The organism is Leeuwenhoekiella polynyae (genome assembly GCF_004104075.1).
In the GTDB taxonomy this organism is placed as follows: Bacteria; Bacteroidota; Bacteroidia; order Flavobacteriales; family Flavobacteriaceae; genus Leeuwenhoekiella; species Leeuwenhoekiella polynyae.
Window position 1 is genome coordinate 774,476 of record NZ_QOVK01000001.1, and the last position, 15,944, is coordinate 790,419.

Sequence of the window (15,944 nt, forward strand, 5' to 3'; positions counted from 1 at the left end):
TTCTGAATATATAGAATATTTAAAGTCCGTCATTCGACGGACTTTTTCTATTTTTAGTCACTAAATGAAAGCTATGAATAAGCGTTTAAAGATTAAGAAGCCTAGAATACCAAAACTTCCCAAAATTAAAAGAGCACATAAGATCATTCAGAACGATGTGCCGGGTACGTTAACCTATACCGGATTTAAAGAACAGAAACACGTTAGTGTTGAGCTTATAGATTATTCTCCCAATACGTATACAGCGATTACTGTTGATGATGTTTCAAAAGCATTTAACAAGCAGTTGCCCGGTGATATATCGTGGATCAATGTAAATGGTCTGAGCCAAATTGACCAGATTGAAAAATTAGGACAACATTATAATTTACACCCGCTTATTCTTGAAGATATCGTTGATACCAATCAACGCCCTAAAATAGATGAATACCCAGACTATCTTTTTATCGTTTTTAAAATGCTGTATTATGATGAGCACGGTACCTTTATGAACGAGCACATCAGTTTAGTTTTAGGAGAAAACTTTCTGATAACCTTTCAGGAGGCAGATGGTGATGTTTTTGATTCGTTACGGCAGCGAATTGCAAATGCTAAAGGCCGTGTTCGAAATGCCGGTTCAGATTATCTGATGTTTGCTATTATGGATGCGGTGGTTGACCACTATTTCACATTGATAGAGGCGATGAGCGACCGCATAGAATCTCTTGAAGATATTCTTTTTGCAAATACTGCCGATCAAGACATCACACAAGATATTCAGGAGTTAAAGCGTGAAATTTTACGCTTGAGAAAAGCTGTATTTCCTTTTAGAGAAGTGGTAAACAGACTCGAGAAGATAGACAGTACGCTGATCGATGAAAAAACGATCACGTATATTCGGGATTTATACGATCACGTAACGCAAGTTACAGATAGCATTGATATTTACCGGGAGATGACCTGGGGTCTTATGGATATGTATATGACTACCATAAGTAATAAAATGAACGAAGTGATGAAGGTCCTAACCATTATGGCTAGTATTTTTATCCCGCTAACCTTTATGGCCGGTATTTACGGGATGAATTTTGACTACATTCCAGAACTTCATTTTAAATATGGTTATTTCTATTTATGGGGAGCTATGATCGCTGTATTTATAGGACTTCTCTATTATTTTAAACGAAAAAAATGGTTATAATGAATATGGATGGTTCACTTGAAGTTTTAATCTAAATATCCTTTTTTAGCACTCTTTTTACTGAAAAAATACAGGTAAGCGGCAATAATAATTACCATTAGAGGCATTGCAAGCCCCTGAACAACGCCATATATCTGAAGCGCTTCGGTAGCAAAAAAAGAATACCCCATTTGTATTAAAACCCCAATAACTGAAATGAAAAATAGGGTAGTAGCAGACTTTCTTCTAAGGATGAGGAGTATACTACCTATCAATCCGGTTACTGTTGCAATTGCAAAAATACCGGTAAGCCACTGCGGTGTACTTCTAATAAGTTCAACTTGCTCAGCGGGTAACTCTGCAAGCATAGTGCTGCTCATAAAGGCTTGCCCCATAAATGCAAAAATGCCCATTAGATTCCATATAACAGCAATTATTGAAATGATCCAGAAGCTTTTAGAAGGTTTAGTTGTAGTCATAATGGTTTATTTTTGGTTGATTCTACTAAGCTAGTAAAAATATTTCAGTTGTAAATTGTCCCAAAATAACCTCAATTTATTAAAATAGCATCTTAATATATATTCAGATATGTCTGTACAAATTCCTAAAGCATATTTTCCTTTTCTAAAAGAATTGAAAGAAAACAACCATAAAGATTGGATGGATGCTCACAAAAGTGCGTATAAAAATCTTGAAAATGATTTTAAAACATTTTGTAAAGCAACTGTTGATGAGCTGAATACTTTTGATCAGATAGCCCGTGTAAAAGTGTTTAGAATCAATAGAGATGTGCGTTTCAGTAAAAATAAAATGCCTTATAAAACCACACGCAGTGCAATTTTCTCAAGAGAAGGGGTACACCGTAGAGGTAGTTATTATTTTCAGATAGCCCCGGGGGCTAGTTTTGTAGGTGGTGGTTTTTTTAAGCCGGAACCTGTAGATCTGTTACGGATTAGACAAGAGTTTGAATTCGATTCAGAACCCATTCGCGAGATACTTAGTGAGGCTAAATTTAAGAAGGCTTACGGAGGGTTCAACACAGAGAGTCAGGTAAAAACCGCTCCCAAGGGTTTCAGTAAAGAAGATGCTAATATCGATTTGATTCGTAATAAAAACTTCTTTGTTAGACATGCTTTTACTGATGAAGAAGTACTAGCTGATGACTTTCAGGAACGCCTAGTAGCACATTTTAAACTTTTGCTTCCATTTTTTGATTACATGACTGAAATTTTAACTACAGATTTAAACGGGGAAAGTATCCTCTAATTTTCAGCATATTACAAATTCATTTTTCAATCTTGAAAACTTTGTTAATTACTTTGACTTTTTCGGCTTTTATAAACGTTTATGAAGTCCTATATTAGCGTACATCCCTTTATTTATGGCAGAAGAAACAAAATACACCGAGGATAATATCAGATCTCTTGACTGGAAGGAGCATATACGTATGCGACCCGGTATGTACATTGGTAAACTGGGAGACGGTACGAGTGCAGATGATGGTATATATATCTTGTTGAAAGAGGTTTTAGACAACTCTATTGATGAGTTTGTGATGGGATCTGGTAAAACCATAGAAGTTAGTATACAGGGAACTCGCGTAATCGTTCGTGATTATGGGCGTGGTATTCCGCTGGGTAAAGTGGTTGATGTAGTTTCTAAAATGAATACCGGTGGTAAATACGATTCACGGGCATTTAAAAAATCTGTAGGTCTAAACGGGGTAGGTACCAAAGCGGTAAATGCGTTATCGGAATATTTTAGAGTTGAATCTAGCCGTGACGGAAAATCTGCCGCAGCAGAATTTGAACGTGGAAACTTGAAAGATGAGGAGTTTTTAGAAGAAACTTCACGCAGGAAAGGGACTAAGATTACTTTTATTCCTGACGAGGCGATTTTTAAAAATTACAAGTTTAGAAATGAATATGTAGCCCGAATGCTTAAAAACTATGTTTATCTCAATCCGGGATTGACGATTGTTTTTAATGGGGAAAAATTTTATTCAGAAAACGGCCTAAAAGATTTATTGGGCGATCGTATCGCTGAGACCGATATTTTATATCCTATCATTCACTTACGCGGTGACGACATTGAGGTTGCGCTTACACACAGCAGAACCCAGTACTCAGAAGAATATCACTCGTTTGTTAACGGCCAAAATACCACTCAGGGTGGTACGCATTTAGCAGCCTTCCGCGAAGCGGTGGTAAAAACGGTTCGGGAATTCTACAATAAGAACTATGATGCTTCAGATATTAGAAAGTCTATTGTTTCGGCAATAAGCATTAAGGTAATGGAACCGGTTTTTGAATCCCAGACTAAAACGAAACTGGGTTCTACAGATATGGGTGGTGAACTGCCTACCGTAAGGACTTATATAAATGATTTTCTAAAAACCAAACTGGATAATTACCTGCATAAAAATGCTGAGACTGCAGATAAGTTGCAACGTAAGATTTTACAGGCAGAGCGGGAACGTACAGAACTTAGCGGCATTAGAAAACTCGCTAAAGAACGTGCTAAAAAAGCAAGTCTTCACAATAAGAAATTGCGGGACTGTCGTATTCATTTGACAGACAGTAAAAAAGAGCGAAATTTAGAAAGTACCTTGTTTATTACAGAGGGAGATTCGGCTTCCGGGTCAATTACAAAATCCCGTGATGTGAATACGCAGGCGGTTTTTAGTTTGCGCGGAAAACCGCTCAACTCCTACAATATGAGTAAGAAGATTGTATATGAGAATGAAGAATTCAACCTCTTACAATCTGCGCTCAATATTGAAGAATCTATGGGCGATTTGCGCTACAACAATATTGTGATCGCAACCGATGCCGATGTTGATGGAATGCATATTCGATTACTTTTAATTACTTTTTTTCTGCAGTTCTTCCCGGAATTGATCAAAGAAGGACATCTCTATATATTAGAAACGCCACTTTTTAGAGTGCGTAACAAGAAGAAAACTATTTACTGCTACAGTGAGCAGGAACGTAGAAATGCGATTGAAGAATTAACCGGTAAACCTGAGATTACCCGATTTAAAGGTTTGGGTGAAATCTCTCCGGATGAATTCAAGCATTTTATAGGTGATAGTATACGCTTAGCACCTATTATGCTTGATGAAGCCATATCAATCGAAGAAATTTTACAGTTTTATATGGGGAAAAATACCCCGGACAGACAAAAATTTATCATCAATAACCTGAAAGTAGAATTAGATCCCGTTTTAGAAAACTAAAACGCTAAAAATCCCCATATTTATCTACCCGGATAAACAGCTATGAGCGAAAATTACGAAGATCCAAATTTAGACAATCCAGAAGAAGAGCATTCAGGCGAAACCATAACCCGGGTAACGGGTATGTTTAAAGACTGGTTTCTTGACTATGCCTCCTATGTAATCCTAGAGCGTGCAGTTCCTGCAATAGAAGACGGTTTTAAACCAGTGCAACGTCGTATCATGCACTCTATGAAAGACCTTGATGATGGGCGTTACAATAAAGTAGCTAACATTGTAGGGCATACGATGCAGTATCACCCGCATGGTGACGCTAGTATCGCGGATGCGATGGTACAAATGGGGCAAAAAGATTTGCTCATTGATACGCAGGGAAACTGGGGTAATACCTTAACCGGAGATAGTGCGGCAGCATCACGATATATTGAAGCCAGGCTTTCAAAATTTGCGCTTGAAGTATTATTTAGTCCAAAAATTACAGAATGGCAATCCTCTTATGATGGGCGTCGCAAAGAACCTATAAATCTTCCGGTGAAGTTTCCGTTGCTTTTAGCTCAGGGAGCCGAAGGTATTGCAGTGGGGTTAAGCACAAAAGTTTTACCACATAATTTTAACGAACTTATTGACGGTTCTATAAAACATCTTCAGGGGAAAAAATTTACACTTTTACCCGATTTTCCTTCTGCAGGTGAAGCAGATTTTAGCGATTATAAAGATGGAAAGCGCGGCGGAAGAGTTCGGGTTAGAGCCAAAATAAATCAGCTTGACAAAAACACTTTAGTCATAACAGAAATCCCTTTTAGCACAACTACCACATCGCTGATTGATAGTATTTTAAAAGCTAATGATAAAGGAAAGATTAAAGTAAAAAAAATAGAGGATAACACCTCTTCAGAAGTGGAGATCCTGGTGCATTTACCCGCAGGTCTTTCGCCAGATAAAACAATAGGAGCCCTCTATGCCTTTACGAATTGTGAAGTTTCTATTTCACCTTTAGGTTGTGTTATTGAAGACAATAAACCGCTCTTTGTAGGTGTTACCGAAATGCTTCGTATTTCTACAGATCGTACTAAAGATCTTTTACGCCAAGAATTAGAAATTCAACTTCAGGAATTAGAAAATCAATGGCATTATGCTTCCTTAGAACGCATATTTATAGAAAATAGAATTTACCGGGATATTGAAGAAGAAACAACCTGGGAAGGTGTTTTGAATGCAATAGATGAAGGATTACAACCGCACATAGCGCATTTAAAAAGACCGGTAATCGAAGAGGATCTGGTGCGCCTTACCGAAATACGAATCAAGCGAATTTCAAAATTTGATATTGATAAGGCCCAGCAAAAAATTGAAGCTTTAGAAGATCAGATTGCAGCGGTTAAGCATCATTTAGCAAATCTTACCGATTTTGCTATCGCCTATTTCAAAAGACTCAAAAAGGAGTATGGATTAGGAAGGGAGCGTAAAACAGAGATCAAGCTTTTTGATGATATTGAAGCTTCAAAAGTAATTATTCGTAACACCAAGCTCTATGTAAACCGCAAAGAAGGTTTTATAGGTACCTCGCTTAAAAAAGATGAGTACGTTACAGATTGTGCAGATATTGATGATATCATTGTTTTTACCAAAGAAGGGGATATGATGGTAACCAAAGTGGATACCAAAACTTTTATAGGTAAAGATATTATTCACGTCGCAGTATATAAGAAGAAAGACAAGCGCACCATCTACAATATGATTTATAGAGACGGAAAAGGTGGAGCTACTTATGTGAAGCGATTTAATGTTACCAGTACAACGCGTGACCGACAATACCCGATGACTAAAGGTAAAAAGGGCTCTCAAGTCTTATATTTTTCCGCAAATCCTAATGGTGAAGCTGAAGTGGTTTCGGTTTATTTACGATCTGTAGGTAATGTGAAGAAACTGAAGTTTGATCTTGATTTTTCAGATATTTTAATAAAAGGTCGAAACGCCAATGGAAACCTGGTTACTAAACATGCTGTCAAAACTATCGATTTAAAAGAAAAAGGAGTTTCCACACTTAAACCTCGTAAAATTTGGTTTGATGATACGGTTCAACGTCTTAATGTTGATGGTCGCGGGGAGCTGCTTGGTGAATTTAAGGGAGAAGACAGACTGCTTATCATAACGCAAGACGGAATTGCAAAAACAATAACTCCGGAATTGACCACTCGTTTTGACGATAAAATGATTGTTCTTGAGAAATGGATCCCAGAAAAGCCGGTATCTGCAATTTACTGGGACGGAAACAGAGCGCGTTATTACGTTAAGCGTTTTCTTATTGAAAACCCTGAGAAAGAAGAATACTTTGTTTCTGATCACGCGGACACCCAATTAGAACTTATTTCTACCCAATACAGACCTGTGGTAGAAATGGTATTTTACAAAGAACGAAATAAAGATCAAAAACCTAATGAATCTGTTGATATCGAAGCGTTTATTGCAATCAAAGGTATTAATGCATTAGGAAATCAATTTTATACAGAAAAACTTAAACAAATCAATTTACTAGATCCGCTTCCTTACGAAGAAGAAGTTCCTGAAGAACCAGAAACTACCGAGGAACCCTCTTCAGATTCAAAAGATTTATCTGATGAAGATACAGATGATGATGCTGGGGATGCTACACAGGGGTCATTATTTTAAGATATGGGCTTAATACAAGAGTTTAAAAACTTTGCTGTAAAAGGCAATATGGTTGATATCGCCGTCGGTGTCATAATAGGAGCTGCTTTTCAAAAAGTTATAGATGTTTTGGTCAAGCAGGTTATGATGCCGCCTTTAACATTGCTTACAGACGGTGTGAATTTTGCAAACAAACAACTGGTACTTCGGGAAGCCTATACCAAAACAGATGGATCTGCGGTAGAACAAGTTGCGATAGGTTATGGAGAATTGATCACGGTTTTTATAGATTTTTTCATCATTGCATTAGTAGTTTTTACTATAGTTAAGCTTATGAACAGCTTACGCGCTAAGAGTGAAGATGAGAAAAACCCAGCGGTAGAAACCCCTAAGAACATCCAACTACTTGCTCAGATGAATGAGCTTCTTGAGGAGCAAAATAGAATTCTTACCAAGAATAATTCAACTAAATAGAAGAAGTATTTTAGGTCTTTGAAAATTCCAATTCGATTAATGTTCTTTTTTATTTGTTAAACTACGCAATATTTCAGTATTTTTAGTTTTCGTTAACATAATTTACAGGGAAATAATGATCAAAAAATTACCAAGCAGGCACTATTGGATTTCCCTCCTTTGTTTTCTTATACCGGCAAGTCTTTGCCTTTTTATATATCTGGATTTTAAAGCAAAACTGCCTCAACGCCTTTCTGATCAAATCCAACTAACCGGGACCCTTGCAGCACAAGATTTTAAGAGTACCGTTCGCAACAACCTACAGGCCATTCATAATCTGGCAGAACGCATACAAGAAACTGATGGTGCGTATTATAGCTATTGGAAACAAGATGCACAGCGCTTACTTAGACAAAACGAATCTCTTACTTTTGTTGAGTTAATCTCTGAAGAAGGTATTATTAAAGACATTTATCCAAGAGTAAAGAATCAATCTGCTATAGGTCTTGATATCACCAAGCTAGATTATCGGTTTCCAGACTGGAAAACAAAATCAAAAAAAGGATTTACCAATATTACACAGTGGCTACAACTATCACAGGGAGGTAATTCTTTTCTTATAGATGTTCCTATTTACTTTGATGACACTTTTGACGGAACTGTAACCGGTGCAATGAATTTTAATGCAGAATTTAATCGGTTGAGTTATTACTTGGAGGATTTTGCAATTAAGATTGAAGATGAAGAAGGAACCGTTTTTTATAGCTACAATAACTTTGATGTCGCTCAAAATGATCCTGAATACATCTTTGAAACCGCGATGATTATGGATTCTGATATTGAAGAATCCTGGCATTTTCAATTAACTTTTGCAGATCCTAATGTATTTATGAATAACCTTAAGGTTGCTAATCTGGCACTGGGATTTGGTTTGTTACTATCCTTATGTATTGGGCTGTTACAATTCTTCAATAGTAGTTCACGTATTGCTACTAAAGAAGCTTTGGATACCAATAAAAAACTGCAGCTGGTAAACACAGCGTTAGAACAACAAACTGAAAATGCAAAGTTAGCATCTGTTGCCAAGTCAGAATTTTTATCTAACATGAGTCATGAGATACGAACACCACTCAATGCAATTGTGGGTATTACAGATCTTATGGATGCTGGAAATAGTGATTTTGAAGAAGAACATTATTTAGAACTCTTAAAGAAGTCGTCTAAAACTTTACTCAATCTCATTAATGATATTTTACGTTTAGACAGGATTGAGTCTGGCTTTGTAGATGTTGACCATGTAGAATTTAGTCCCGCCTCTGTATTAGAAAGTATAGTCTCTTTTCACAATCAAATAGTAGAGCATAAAGATCTTGATTTGTCGCTGAAAGTCAATTCTTCAAAAAGTAAAATCGCTTTGGGTGATCGCGCAAAGTTTGAACAGATTATTACCCATATTCTTAGTAATGCCATTAAGTTTACCGATTCAGGAAGTATTCTTGTTGTATATGATGAAAAGGAGGTTAATGAGCAAATAGCTCTTAAAATAAGCATAAAAGATACGGGCATAGGGATACCTGACGAAAAAATAAATCAGATATTTGATCGCTTTATACAACTCGATACCGGCACTCGTAAAAAACATTCCGGAGGCGGACTAGGCTTAGCGATTGCTCAACATCTAACTCAACTTCTCAATGGAACTATAGAAGTCACTAGTAAAGAAGGTACAGGATCTGAGTTTATAATCAATCTTAAATTTGATTGTTTGCAAGCACCAACTGAAAAAAGAGAGGAGTACTTCAAAAGAGCGCTGCCCGAGCTAAACATTTTAGCTGTAGACGATAATAAATTGAATGTGGTGATTTTATCCCAACTTCTCAAAAAGATAGGTCTACAAGCAGATATAGCTTATAATGGAACTGAAGCAGTAGCGAAAGCCCAAGCCAAAAATTATGACTTGATATTCATGGACATACATATGCCGGATATTGATGGTTTTGAGGCTACTCGGCAAATAAAGAGCACCCAAAAAAATACAATCGTAATGGGGCTTTCTGCTGACACTACCTTAAATTCAATAAACGAAGGTATGAGTAGCGGAATGAGTAATTATCTAACCAAACCTATAGATAAAAGCAAGTTAATCGCTGTGATTGAAGATTATTTTGGCCCAACTTCAAGAAACGTAGTATAACCGTCTATAGTATCTCTAATCCCCCTAGCTTAAGAAGCTATTCAATTTTGGTTACCGTACCTTTTTGTTTCTTAGTTTCACCTACAAGAGCATACTCAAACGTATAGGTGTTATCTTGGGTTGTTAATATTTTAAAGTGAATCGCTTTGCGATCCATCATAGACTTCGGATTGATCTTTTCTGCTATGTATTCACAATCGTTAATCCATCTTATAGTTGAAGAATCTGCCTGACCTTGGTAGAAATCAATTTCAAGCGTATCATTGCGCGTAAAAGTTGTCTTGACGACTTCCCCGTTCAAATAGGTTTCAAACTCAAACTTACCCGTTTTAAAATCGGTACAGGCTCTTTGCTGATCGTAGCAACCCCCTAACGTAGCCAGAGCGACAAGTAGTAACATAAATCTCTTAATCATAGTGCTGTAAAAATACGGCTAAATGATGAAGATCTGATAAGTATAGACTACAGATTAGGGTAAGAAATTTTTGAAGGTTCCGTCTTTATAGAAAATAACAATTCGTTCTATTTCAGAATTTGAGTCTGCTCTTAATTCAGGTTGATTTTGATATTCTAGAGGTTTTTGGTACGCAGTTTCTTTTTGCTCAGATTCTTTTTGCTCTTCAAAATTTGCTTCTAATTGATTCTCGCTGTTTTTCTTTGAAGGGATAGTTACAGCTGATTTTTTAGGAAAACTTCCTTTACCATTCAATAACCAATATAATTCTACTTCAGGAAACGCTGCAATGATCTTCATCACAAACTCCAGACTTGGTTTGTTGCGACCAGAAATAATATGTGAGATAGAAGAGCGGCCTACATCTATTGCATCAGCAAAGGATGTAGCATTTAAATCATACTCATCCATCACTTTTTGAAGTCGTTTACTGAATTGATCACTGTTTACCATTGTAAAATAGGTATTGCTTGTTGAGTGTTACAAATGTAAAATAAATAATTGCATTTGACACGTTACATTTGTAAACCAAGCCTTTTATCATTAAATGATTTAATCAGGTAAAGGTACTTAAATCACTTAAAATAAATTTATTAATAGGTGTTCAATCAGCTTAAGGAATGTTTCCGATTTCACGTGTAGCTAATAAGCAGACTGTATTTACAGTTGTAAACAAAGGAGGTTCATAAACTTGTTTACATTTGTAAATAATTGAATGTTTACATTTGTAATTCAATTTATATGATGAATTATTCTGCTTTAAAAGATTGGCATAACAGCCATAAAGAGTCTGCCCTTTTTAGGAGGTATATTACACTCAACACCATTCAACCTTTACTAGACACTCTTTCTAATTTATTCTCTGTAGCGGTTTTAGGGTATTCAGTTGAAAACAGACCCATTTCTAAAGTTACATTTGGTACCGGACCAATTCGTGTCTTAGGATGGTCTCAGATGCACGGTAACGAGAGTACAACTACTAAAGCGCTATTTGATCTTTTTCACTGGTTTGAGAGTAATAAAGAAGAGTCTGCAGTTATCAGGCTGCTAACTGAATTCACGTTCACAATGGTTCCTATGCTGAATCCTGACGGAGCTGAGGCTTACACACGCATCAATGCGAATAAAGTTGACCTTAACCGAGATGCACAAGATTGCTCACAACCGGAAAGTCTTATCCTTAAAGAGCTTTACACCTCCTTAAAACCTGATTACTGTCTTAACCTACATGGGCAGCGTACAATTTTTGGAGTTGGTACGCCTCCCAAGAGTGCAATAGTTTCCTTTTTATCGCCTTCTCAAGATGCGCTGCGTACTGTTACCCATTCTCGAAAGAAGGGCATGGCTATAATTTCCGATTTAAACGAAATGCTTCAAGAGTTTATACCTGATTCTGTAGGGCGGTATGACGATGGTTTTAACATCAATTGTGTTGGAGATACGCTTCAGCATAAAAATATACCTACTATACTTTTTGAAGCGGGTCATTTTCCAGGAGATTATGATCGAGAAACGACCCGGGTTTTTATGTTTTTGTCATTAATTCGCGTTTTTGAGTCCGTTTTATTGCTTAAATCTGAAGAAACACCCTCCTCAAATTCCTATTTTTCTATTCCTGAGAACAAAAAATGCTTTTTTGACTACATCATTCGCAATATAGATTTACCCGAAATAGGGGTGACAGATATGGCGATTCAATTTGAAGAAAAACTAGTTGGAGCTGAGCTGAATTTCATTCCTAAAATTGCGCAAATAGCTGAATTGGTTGACTTTGTTGGCCATTTAGAAATCGACTTAGAAGCTCAAAAACCCCGTTTTTCAGCTGATTTTAATTTTGAAATCGGAACTATTATTGAAAAAATTCAAGTAAATGGCAAATTACCTACAACGTTTTCGGTAAAAAGCAACAATTTATTGTGAATTGTTCAGTGATTTTATGTTATTTTTGATTTATATATAATTTAATCAATTAATAATGGCAAAATTCAAATTAGACGAGGTTGATCATCAGATCTTAGATATGTTGATAGAGAATACCAGAACCCCTTTTACAGATATCGCAAAAAAGTTATTGATCTCTGCAGGTACGGTTCATGTGCGTGTAAAAAAGATGGAAGAAGCTGGTATCATTGTAGGATCATCGTTAACGCTTGACTATGCTAAACTGGGTTATTCTTTTATCGCTTATGTAGGCATATACATCAATAAAACAAGTCAAACTACATTTGTTTTGGAGCGTATTAATCAAATTCCTTATGTTACGGTAGCACATGTTACTACCGGGAAATTTAATATTTTCTGTAAAGTACGCGCTAAGAATACGGAGCACGCTAAAAATATTATCTTTATGTTAGATGATATTGAGGGAGTTTATCGTACCGAAACGATGATATCTCTTGATGAAAGCATCAATGATAAAAAGCGCTTAATGCACAGTATTTTTCAAGACCTTTAAAGTAAACCAAAGAATATTTTAATATAATATACCCTTTGGCTTTACTGGCAAAGGGTTTTTTATTTATTATAAATCAGAAACTAACTTATGTCAAGACAACCAAAACTAGAACGTTTTAACAACCAGGTAAAATCCAAGTACCAGGTTTACAACAGTTTATTTATGACTCTTCCGTTTCACGGAATTACAGATACAGGGGTATTGTTACCTCTTTTTGACAGAATCTGTACCCGGGGTTATGATAACAAATACAATCCAGAAAAAATAGTAAACTATTTCTTTGAGAAGTATCAACGTGATGTATCTGAAGAAGATCGCTACGATTTATTGTTTAGATTCATTCAGTATATAGAAAGACAAGTTGTACTTTTTGATGCTATTGAAGACTCTGCCTACCGCACTGTAAACAATATGGACGGTCGCGGAACCCTGCGTAACATTAAAGAAGAGGCAGAGGCGCAGTCTAAAACCGAAGATCTTAAAGCATATCTTCAGGATTTTAAAATTCGTCCTGTATTAACGGCGCATCCCACGCAATTTTATCCTGGGGCAGTTCTTGGGATCATCAATGATCTGAGTGCGGCTATTAGTGAGAACAACCTTGAGATGATCAAGAAGTTATTATCTCAGTTAGGTAAAACACCGTTTTTTAAGAAAGAAAAGCCTACGCCTTACGATGAGGCGGTAAGTCTTATCTGGTATTTAGAAAATGTTTTTTATAAAGCTTCAAGTCACATCTATAACTATCTGCATCAAAATGTTTTCAAAGGAGAGTTTTTTGATAACGAAGTAATCGACCTTGGTTTCTGGCCGGGGGGTGACCGTGATGGTAATCCGTTTGTAACAACAGAGATCACACTTAAAGTCGCTTCTCGTTTGCGTAGTACTATTATTAAAAATTACTATAGAGATGTGCGCAAGTTGCGTCGTCGCATCACTTTTAATGGAACAGAAGAGCCGCTTGCTGATTTAGAGCGCAGACTGTTTGATAGTATTGCGGTTAAAGACGCTGAAGTAAAAGTTTCATTAGAAGAATTGCAGTCTACCCTTAAACGAATCAGAAAACTGGTTATTGATCGTCATGAGAGCTTGTTCTTAGAAGAAATAGACGATTTACTCAACAAAATAACCATGTTTGGTTATCATTTTGCTGTTTTAGATATCCGTCAGGATAGTAGGGTGCATATGCACGTGATGGAAGAAATTGTAAAACAATGTGCTAAAGATAATCTGGGTATTTTCCCTGATAATTATCTAGAGCTTGATGAGGCTCAGCAAATTGAAGTTTTGCAAAATGTTAAAGGGGAGGTAGATCCGGCAACTTTAGAAGATGATATTGCTCGTAAAACTTTAGAGAGTGTGTATGCTATGCGTGAAATTCAAGCGCAAAACGGGGAGCGCAGTTGTAACCGTTATATCATAAGTAACAATCAGACTGGTCTTAACGTGATGCAGGCCTTTTCTATGTTTCATTTGACCGGTTGGGAGCATCCTACAGTAGATATTGTTCCTTTATTTGAAACGGTACCAGATTTGAAAATTGCGCACGAAGTTATGCGTAAGCTGTATACAAATCCTGCATATGCCGCGCACCTTAAAGAGCGTGGTATGAAGCAAACGATCATGCTAGGTTTTAGTGACGGGACTAAAGATGGTGGGTATTTGATGGCTAACTGGAGTATTTTTAAAGCTAAAGAAGAGCTAACAAAAGTGTCTCGTGAGTTTGGTATTAAAGTAATATTCTTTGATGGTAGAGGTGGGCCTCCAGCACGTGGTGGGGGTAAAACACATCAATTCTATGCTTCTTTAGGAGAAACTATTGAGGATGAGGAAATTCAATTAACCGTTCAAGGGCAAACCATTAGTTCTAATTTTGGAACGCCAGATTCCTGCCAATACAACTTAGAGCAGTTGTTGAGTTCTGGTATTTTTAACGGCGTATTCTTCCAGAAGACAAAAGCTTTTCCGGATGCAGATCGCAAAACTATGGAAGCGCTTGCTGAAATTAGTTATAAGACCTATTCAGACTTTAAAGCTCATCCTAAATTCTTAGGGTATTTAGAGCGTATGAGTACGTTGAAATATTATGCTAAAACCAATATAGGCAGTAGACCTAGTAAACGGGGTCAAAGCGATAAATTGGATTTTTCTGATTTGCGTGCTATTCCTTTTGTAGGATCGTGGTCGCAGCTTAAACAGAATGTACCCGGTTTCTTTGGTGTTGGTACTGCTATTGAAGCATTTGAAGAAAGAGGTGAGTTCGACAGAGTTAAGTCGCTGTATAAGAATAGCTTATTCTTTAAAACTTTATTAGAAAACAGTATGATGAGTTTGACTAAATCATTCTTTGGTCTTACAGCTTATATGCAAGATGATCCAGAGTTTGGAGCGTTTTGGGATTTGATTCACGATGAGTTTGAGCGCACAAAACGCGTATTATTAAAGCTTACCGGTTACAGCGAATTGATGGAAGAAGAGCAAGCTGGTAAAGCTTCAATTCAAGAGCGAGAGCGCATCGTACTTCCGTTATTGACAATCCAACAGTTTGCGTTGAAAAAAATTCAGGAAATGAGCAGGGAAGAAAATCCTGATCAGGAAAAGCTGGATATGTTTGAAAAAATGGTAACGCGTTCTTTATTTGGTAATATTAACGCAAGTCGTAACTCGGCATAAGTATGACCCTAAAAGATTTAGATCACAGCGAGTATAATGCGTTTTATAGAAACTATGTAGAATTAGTTAGAGACGATATGCATTTGCTTGATGCACTTGTGAACGGTAAAGCGAAGAATGTGACTTTTTATAATGAAATACCTGAGGAAAAATGGCATTTTGCCTATGAATCCGGGAAATGGACCATTTTGGAGGTACTTCAGCATATCATAGATACGGAGCGCATCTTCAGTTATCGGGCATTGCGTATTGGCAGGGGGGATAAAACTCCGCTTGCCGGTTTTGAGCAGGATGATTACATCAAGCCTTCCCGAGCTCATGAGCGTACTATGCCGGATTTAGTTGAAGAATATAGTTTGGTTAGAGATTGTACTGTAAATCTGTTTAAAGGCTTTAATGAGGAAGCTTTAGCACAATCCGGTACTTCTAGCGATGCTACATTATCCACTCGAGCTGCGGGTTTTATCATTTGTGGCCACGAGGTGCATCACGCTAATATAATTAGTACGCGATATCTAAATGCTTAGCGCATTATATATTTAAATTTTAAAGAGGCTGTCTAAAAAGGCAGCCTTTTTTTATAGGATTTATTCTGAATATGTTTTAATTTCATGGAATGAAAGCAAAACCTGTTTGGAAGACCGACCATCAGTCTCAGTTGAGCCTGCT

13 protein-coding genes are annotated in these 15,944 nt (G+C 36.8%); 10 read left to right on the forward strand and 3 right to left on the reverse strand.

The window, feature by feature from the left end; all coding sequences use genetic code 11:
• Positions 1-73: 73 nt before the first annotated feature.
• Positions 74-1,180, forward strand: a complete 1,107-nt coding sequence (gene corA, locus DSM02_RS03305) for a magnesium/cobalt transporter CorA (RefSeq protein ID WP_128764299.1) — start codon at positions 74-76, stop codon at positions 1,178-1,180.
• Positions 1,181-1,206: 26 nt separating this feature from the next.
• On the opposite strand, the gene DSM02_RS03310 is transcribed toward corA, so the two are convergent.
• Positions 1,207-1,638: a hypothetical protein gene (locus DSM02_RS03310; RefSeq protein ID WP_128764300.1), complete on the reverse strand. Its 432-nt coding sequence runs from the start codon at positions 1,636-1,638 to the stop codon at positions 1,207-1,209.
• Between the two features lie 109 nt (positions 1,639-1,747).
• On the opposite strand from DSM02_RS03310, the gene DSM02_RS03315 reads away from it, so the two are divergent.
• The 5 genes from DSM02_RS03315 to DSM02_RS03335 all read left to right on the forward strand — a co-directional run bounded on the left by DSM02_RS03315 (position 1,748) and on the right by DSM02_RS03335 (position 9,693).
• A complete protein-coding gene (locus DSM02_RS03315) occupies positions 1,748-2,425 on the forward strand; it encodes a DUF2461 domain-containing protein (RefSeq protein WP_128764301.1) in 678 nt (225 codons plus the stop codon).
• A 115-nt stretch (positions 2,426-2,540) separates the two neighbouring features.
• Positions 2,541-4,397: a DNA topoisomerase IV subunit B gene (locus tag DSM02_RS03320; protein ID WP_128764302.1), complete on the forward strand. Its 1,857-nt coding sequence runs from the start codon at positions 2,541-2,543 to the stop codon at positions 4,395-4,397.
• Between the two features lie 42 nt (positions 4,398-4,439).
• Positions 4,440-7,067, forward strand: coding sequence for a DNA gyrase/topoisomerase IV subunit A (locus DSM02_RS03325; RefSeq protein ID WP_128764303.1), 2,628 nt, complete (start codon positions 4,440-4,442; stop codon positions 7,065-7,067).
• Between the two features lie 3 nt (positions 7,068-7,070).
• A complete protein-coding gene (gene mscL, locus DSM02_RS03330) occupies positions 7,071-7,520 on the forward strand; it encodes a large conductance mechanosensitive channel protein MscL (protein WP_128764304.1) in 450 nt (149 codons plus the stop codon).
• 115 nt (positions 7,521-7,635) lie between these two features.
• Entirely contained in the window at positions 7,636-9,693 is a 2,058-nt protein-coding gene (locus tag DSM02_RS03335; protein ID WP_128764305.1) for a response regulator, read from the forward strand.
• A 37-nt stretch (positions 9,694-9,730) separates the two neighbouring features.
• Here DSM02_RS03335 and DSM02_RS03340 read toward each other — a convergent pair whose 3' ends face one another.
• Together DSM02_RS03340 and DSM02_RS03345 are read right to left on the reverse strand one after the other, a co-directional pair.
• Positions 9,731-10,108 carry a DNA topoisomerase IV gene (locus tag DSM02_RS03340; protein WP_205875064.1) on the reverse strand — a complete coding sequence of 126 codons (378 nt, stop codon included), beginning with the start codon at positions 10,106-10,108 and terminating at the stop codon, positions 9,731-9,733.
• A 54-nt stretch (positions 10,109-10,162) separates the two neighbouring features.
• Positions 10,163-10,600, reverse strand: a complete 438-nt coding sequence (locus tag DSM02_RS03345; RefSeq protein ID WP_128764307.1) for a helix-turn-helix domain-containing protein — start codon at positions 10,598-10,600, stop codon at positions 10,163-10,165.
• Between the two features lie 288 nt (positions 10,601-10,888).
• On the opposite strand from DSM02_RS03345, the gene DSM02_RS03350 reads away from it, so the two are divergent.
• The 4 genes from DSM02_RS03350 (at position 10,889) to DSM02_RS03365 (ending at position 15,802) form a co-directional block, all read left to right on the forward strand.
• Positions 10,889-12,067 (forward strand): M14 family zinc carboxypeptidase, encoded by a 1,179-nt coding sequence (locus DSM02_RS03350; protein WP_240673967.1) that lies wholly within the window; start codon positions 10,889-10,891, stop codon positions 12,065-12,067.
• 55 nt (positions 12,068-12,122) lie between these two features.
• A complete protein-coding gene (locus DSM02_RS03355; protein ID WP_009780242.1) occupies positions 12,123-12,602 on the forward strand; it encodes an Lrp/AsnC family transcriptional regulator in 480 nt (159 codons plus the stop codon).
• Positions 12,603-12,689: 87 nt separating this feature from the next.
• Entirely contained in the window at positions 12,690-15,275 is a 2,586-nt protein-coding gene (locus DSM02_RS03360) for a phosphoenolpyruvate carboxylase (RefSeq protein ID WP_128764308.1), read from the forward strand.
• A 2-nt stretch (positions 15,276-15,277) separates the two neighbouring features.
• Positions 15,278-15,802 carry a DinB family protein gene (locus DSM02_RS03365; RefSeq protein ID WP_128764309.1) on the forward strand — a complete coding sequence of 175 codons (525 nt, stop codon included), beginning with the start codon at positions 15,278-15,280 and terminating at the stop codon, positions 15,800-15,802.
• Positions 15,803-15,944: the final 142 nt, after the last annotated feature.

Excerpts from the sequence above, each read along its gene's own strand:
- DSM02_RS03320 (WP_128764302.1), top strand. The coding sequence starts at position 2,541 with ATGGCAGAAGAAACAAAATACACCGAGGATAATATCAGATCTCTTGAC.
- DSM02_RS03340 (WP_205875064.1), bottom strand. The coding sequence starts at position 10,108 with ATGATTAAGAGATTTATGTTACTACTTGTCGCTCTGGCTACGTTAGGG.
- DSM02_RS03325 (WP_128764303.1), top strand. The coding sequence starts at position 4,440 with ATGAGCGAAAATTACGAAGATCCAAATTTAGACAATCCAGAAGAAGAG.
- DSM02_RS03355 (WP_009780242.1), top strand. The coding sequence starts at position 12,123 with ATGGCAAAATTCAAATTAGACGAGGTTGATCATCAGATCTTAGATATG.
- DSM02_RS03365 (WP_128764309.1), top strand. The coding sequence starts at position 15,278 with ATGACCCTAAAAGATTTAGATCACAGCGAGTATAATGCGTTTTATAGA.
- DSM02_RS03350 (WP_240673967.1), top strand. The coding sequence starts at position 10,889 with ATGATGAATTATTCTGCTTTAAAAGATTGGCATAACAGCCATAAAGAG.
- corA (WP_128764299.1), top strand. The coding sequence starts at position 74 with ATGAATAAGCGTTTAAAGATTAAGAAGCCTAGAATACCAAAACTTCCC.
- mscL (WP_128764304.1), top strand. The coding sequence starts at position 7,071 with ATGGGCTTAATACAAGAGTTTAAAAACTTTGCTGTAAAAGGCAATATG.
- DSM02_RS03360 (WP_128764308.1), top strand. The coding sequence starts at position 12,690 with ATGTCAAGACAACCAAAACTAGAACGTTTTAACAACCAGGTAAAATCC.
- DSM02_RS03310 (WP_128764300.1), bottom strand. The coding sequence starts at position 1,638 with ATGACTACAACTAAACCTTCTAAAAGCTTCTGGATCATTTCAATAATT.
- DSM02_RS03315 (WP_128764301.1), top strand. The coding sequence starts at position 1,748 with ATGTCTGTACAAATTCCTAAAGCATATTTTCCTTTTCTAAAAGAATTG.
- DSM02_RS03335 (WP_128764305.1), top strand. The coding sequence starts at position 7,636 with ATGATCAAAAAATTACCAAGCAGGCACTATTGGATTTCCCTCCTTTGT.
- DSM02_RS03345 (WP_128764307.1), bottom strand. The coding sequence starts at position 10,600 with ATGGTAAACAGTGATCAATTCAGTAAACGACTTCAAAAAGTGATGGAT.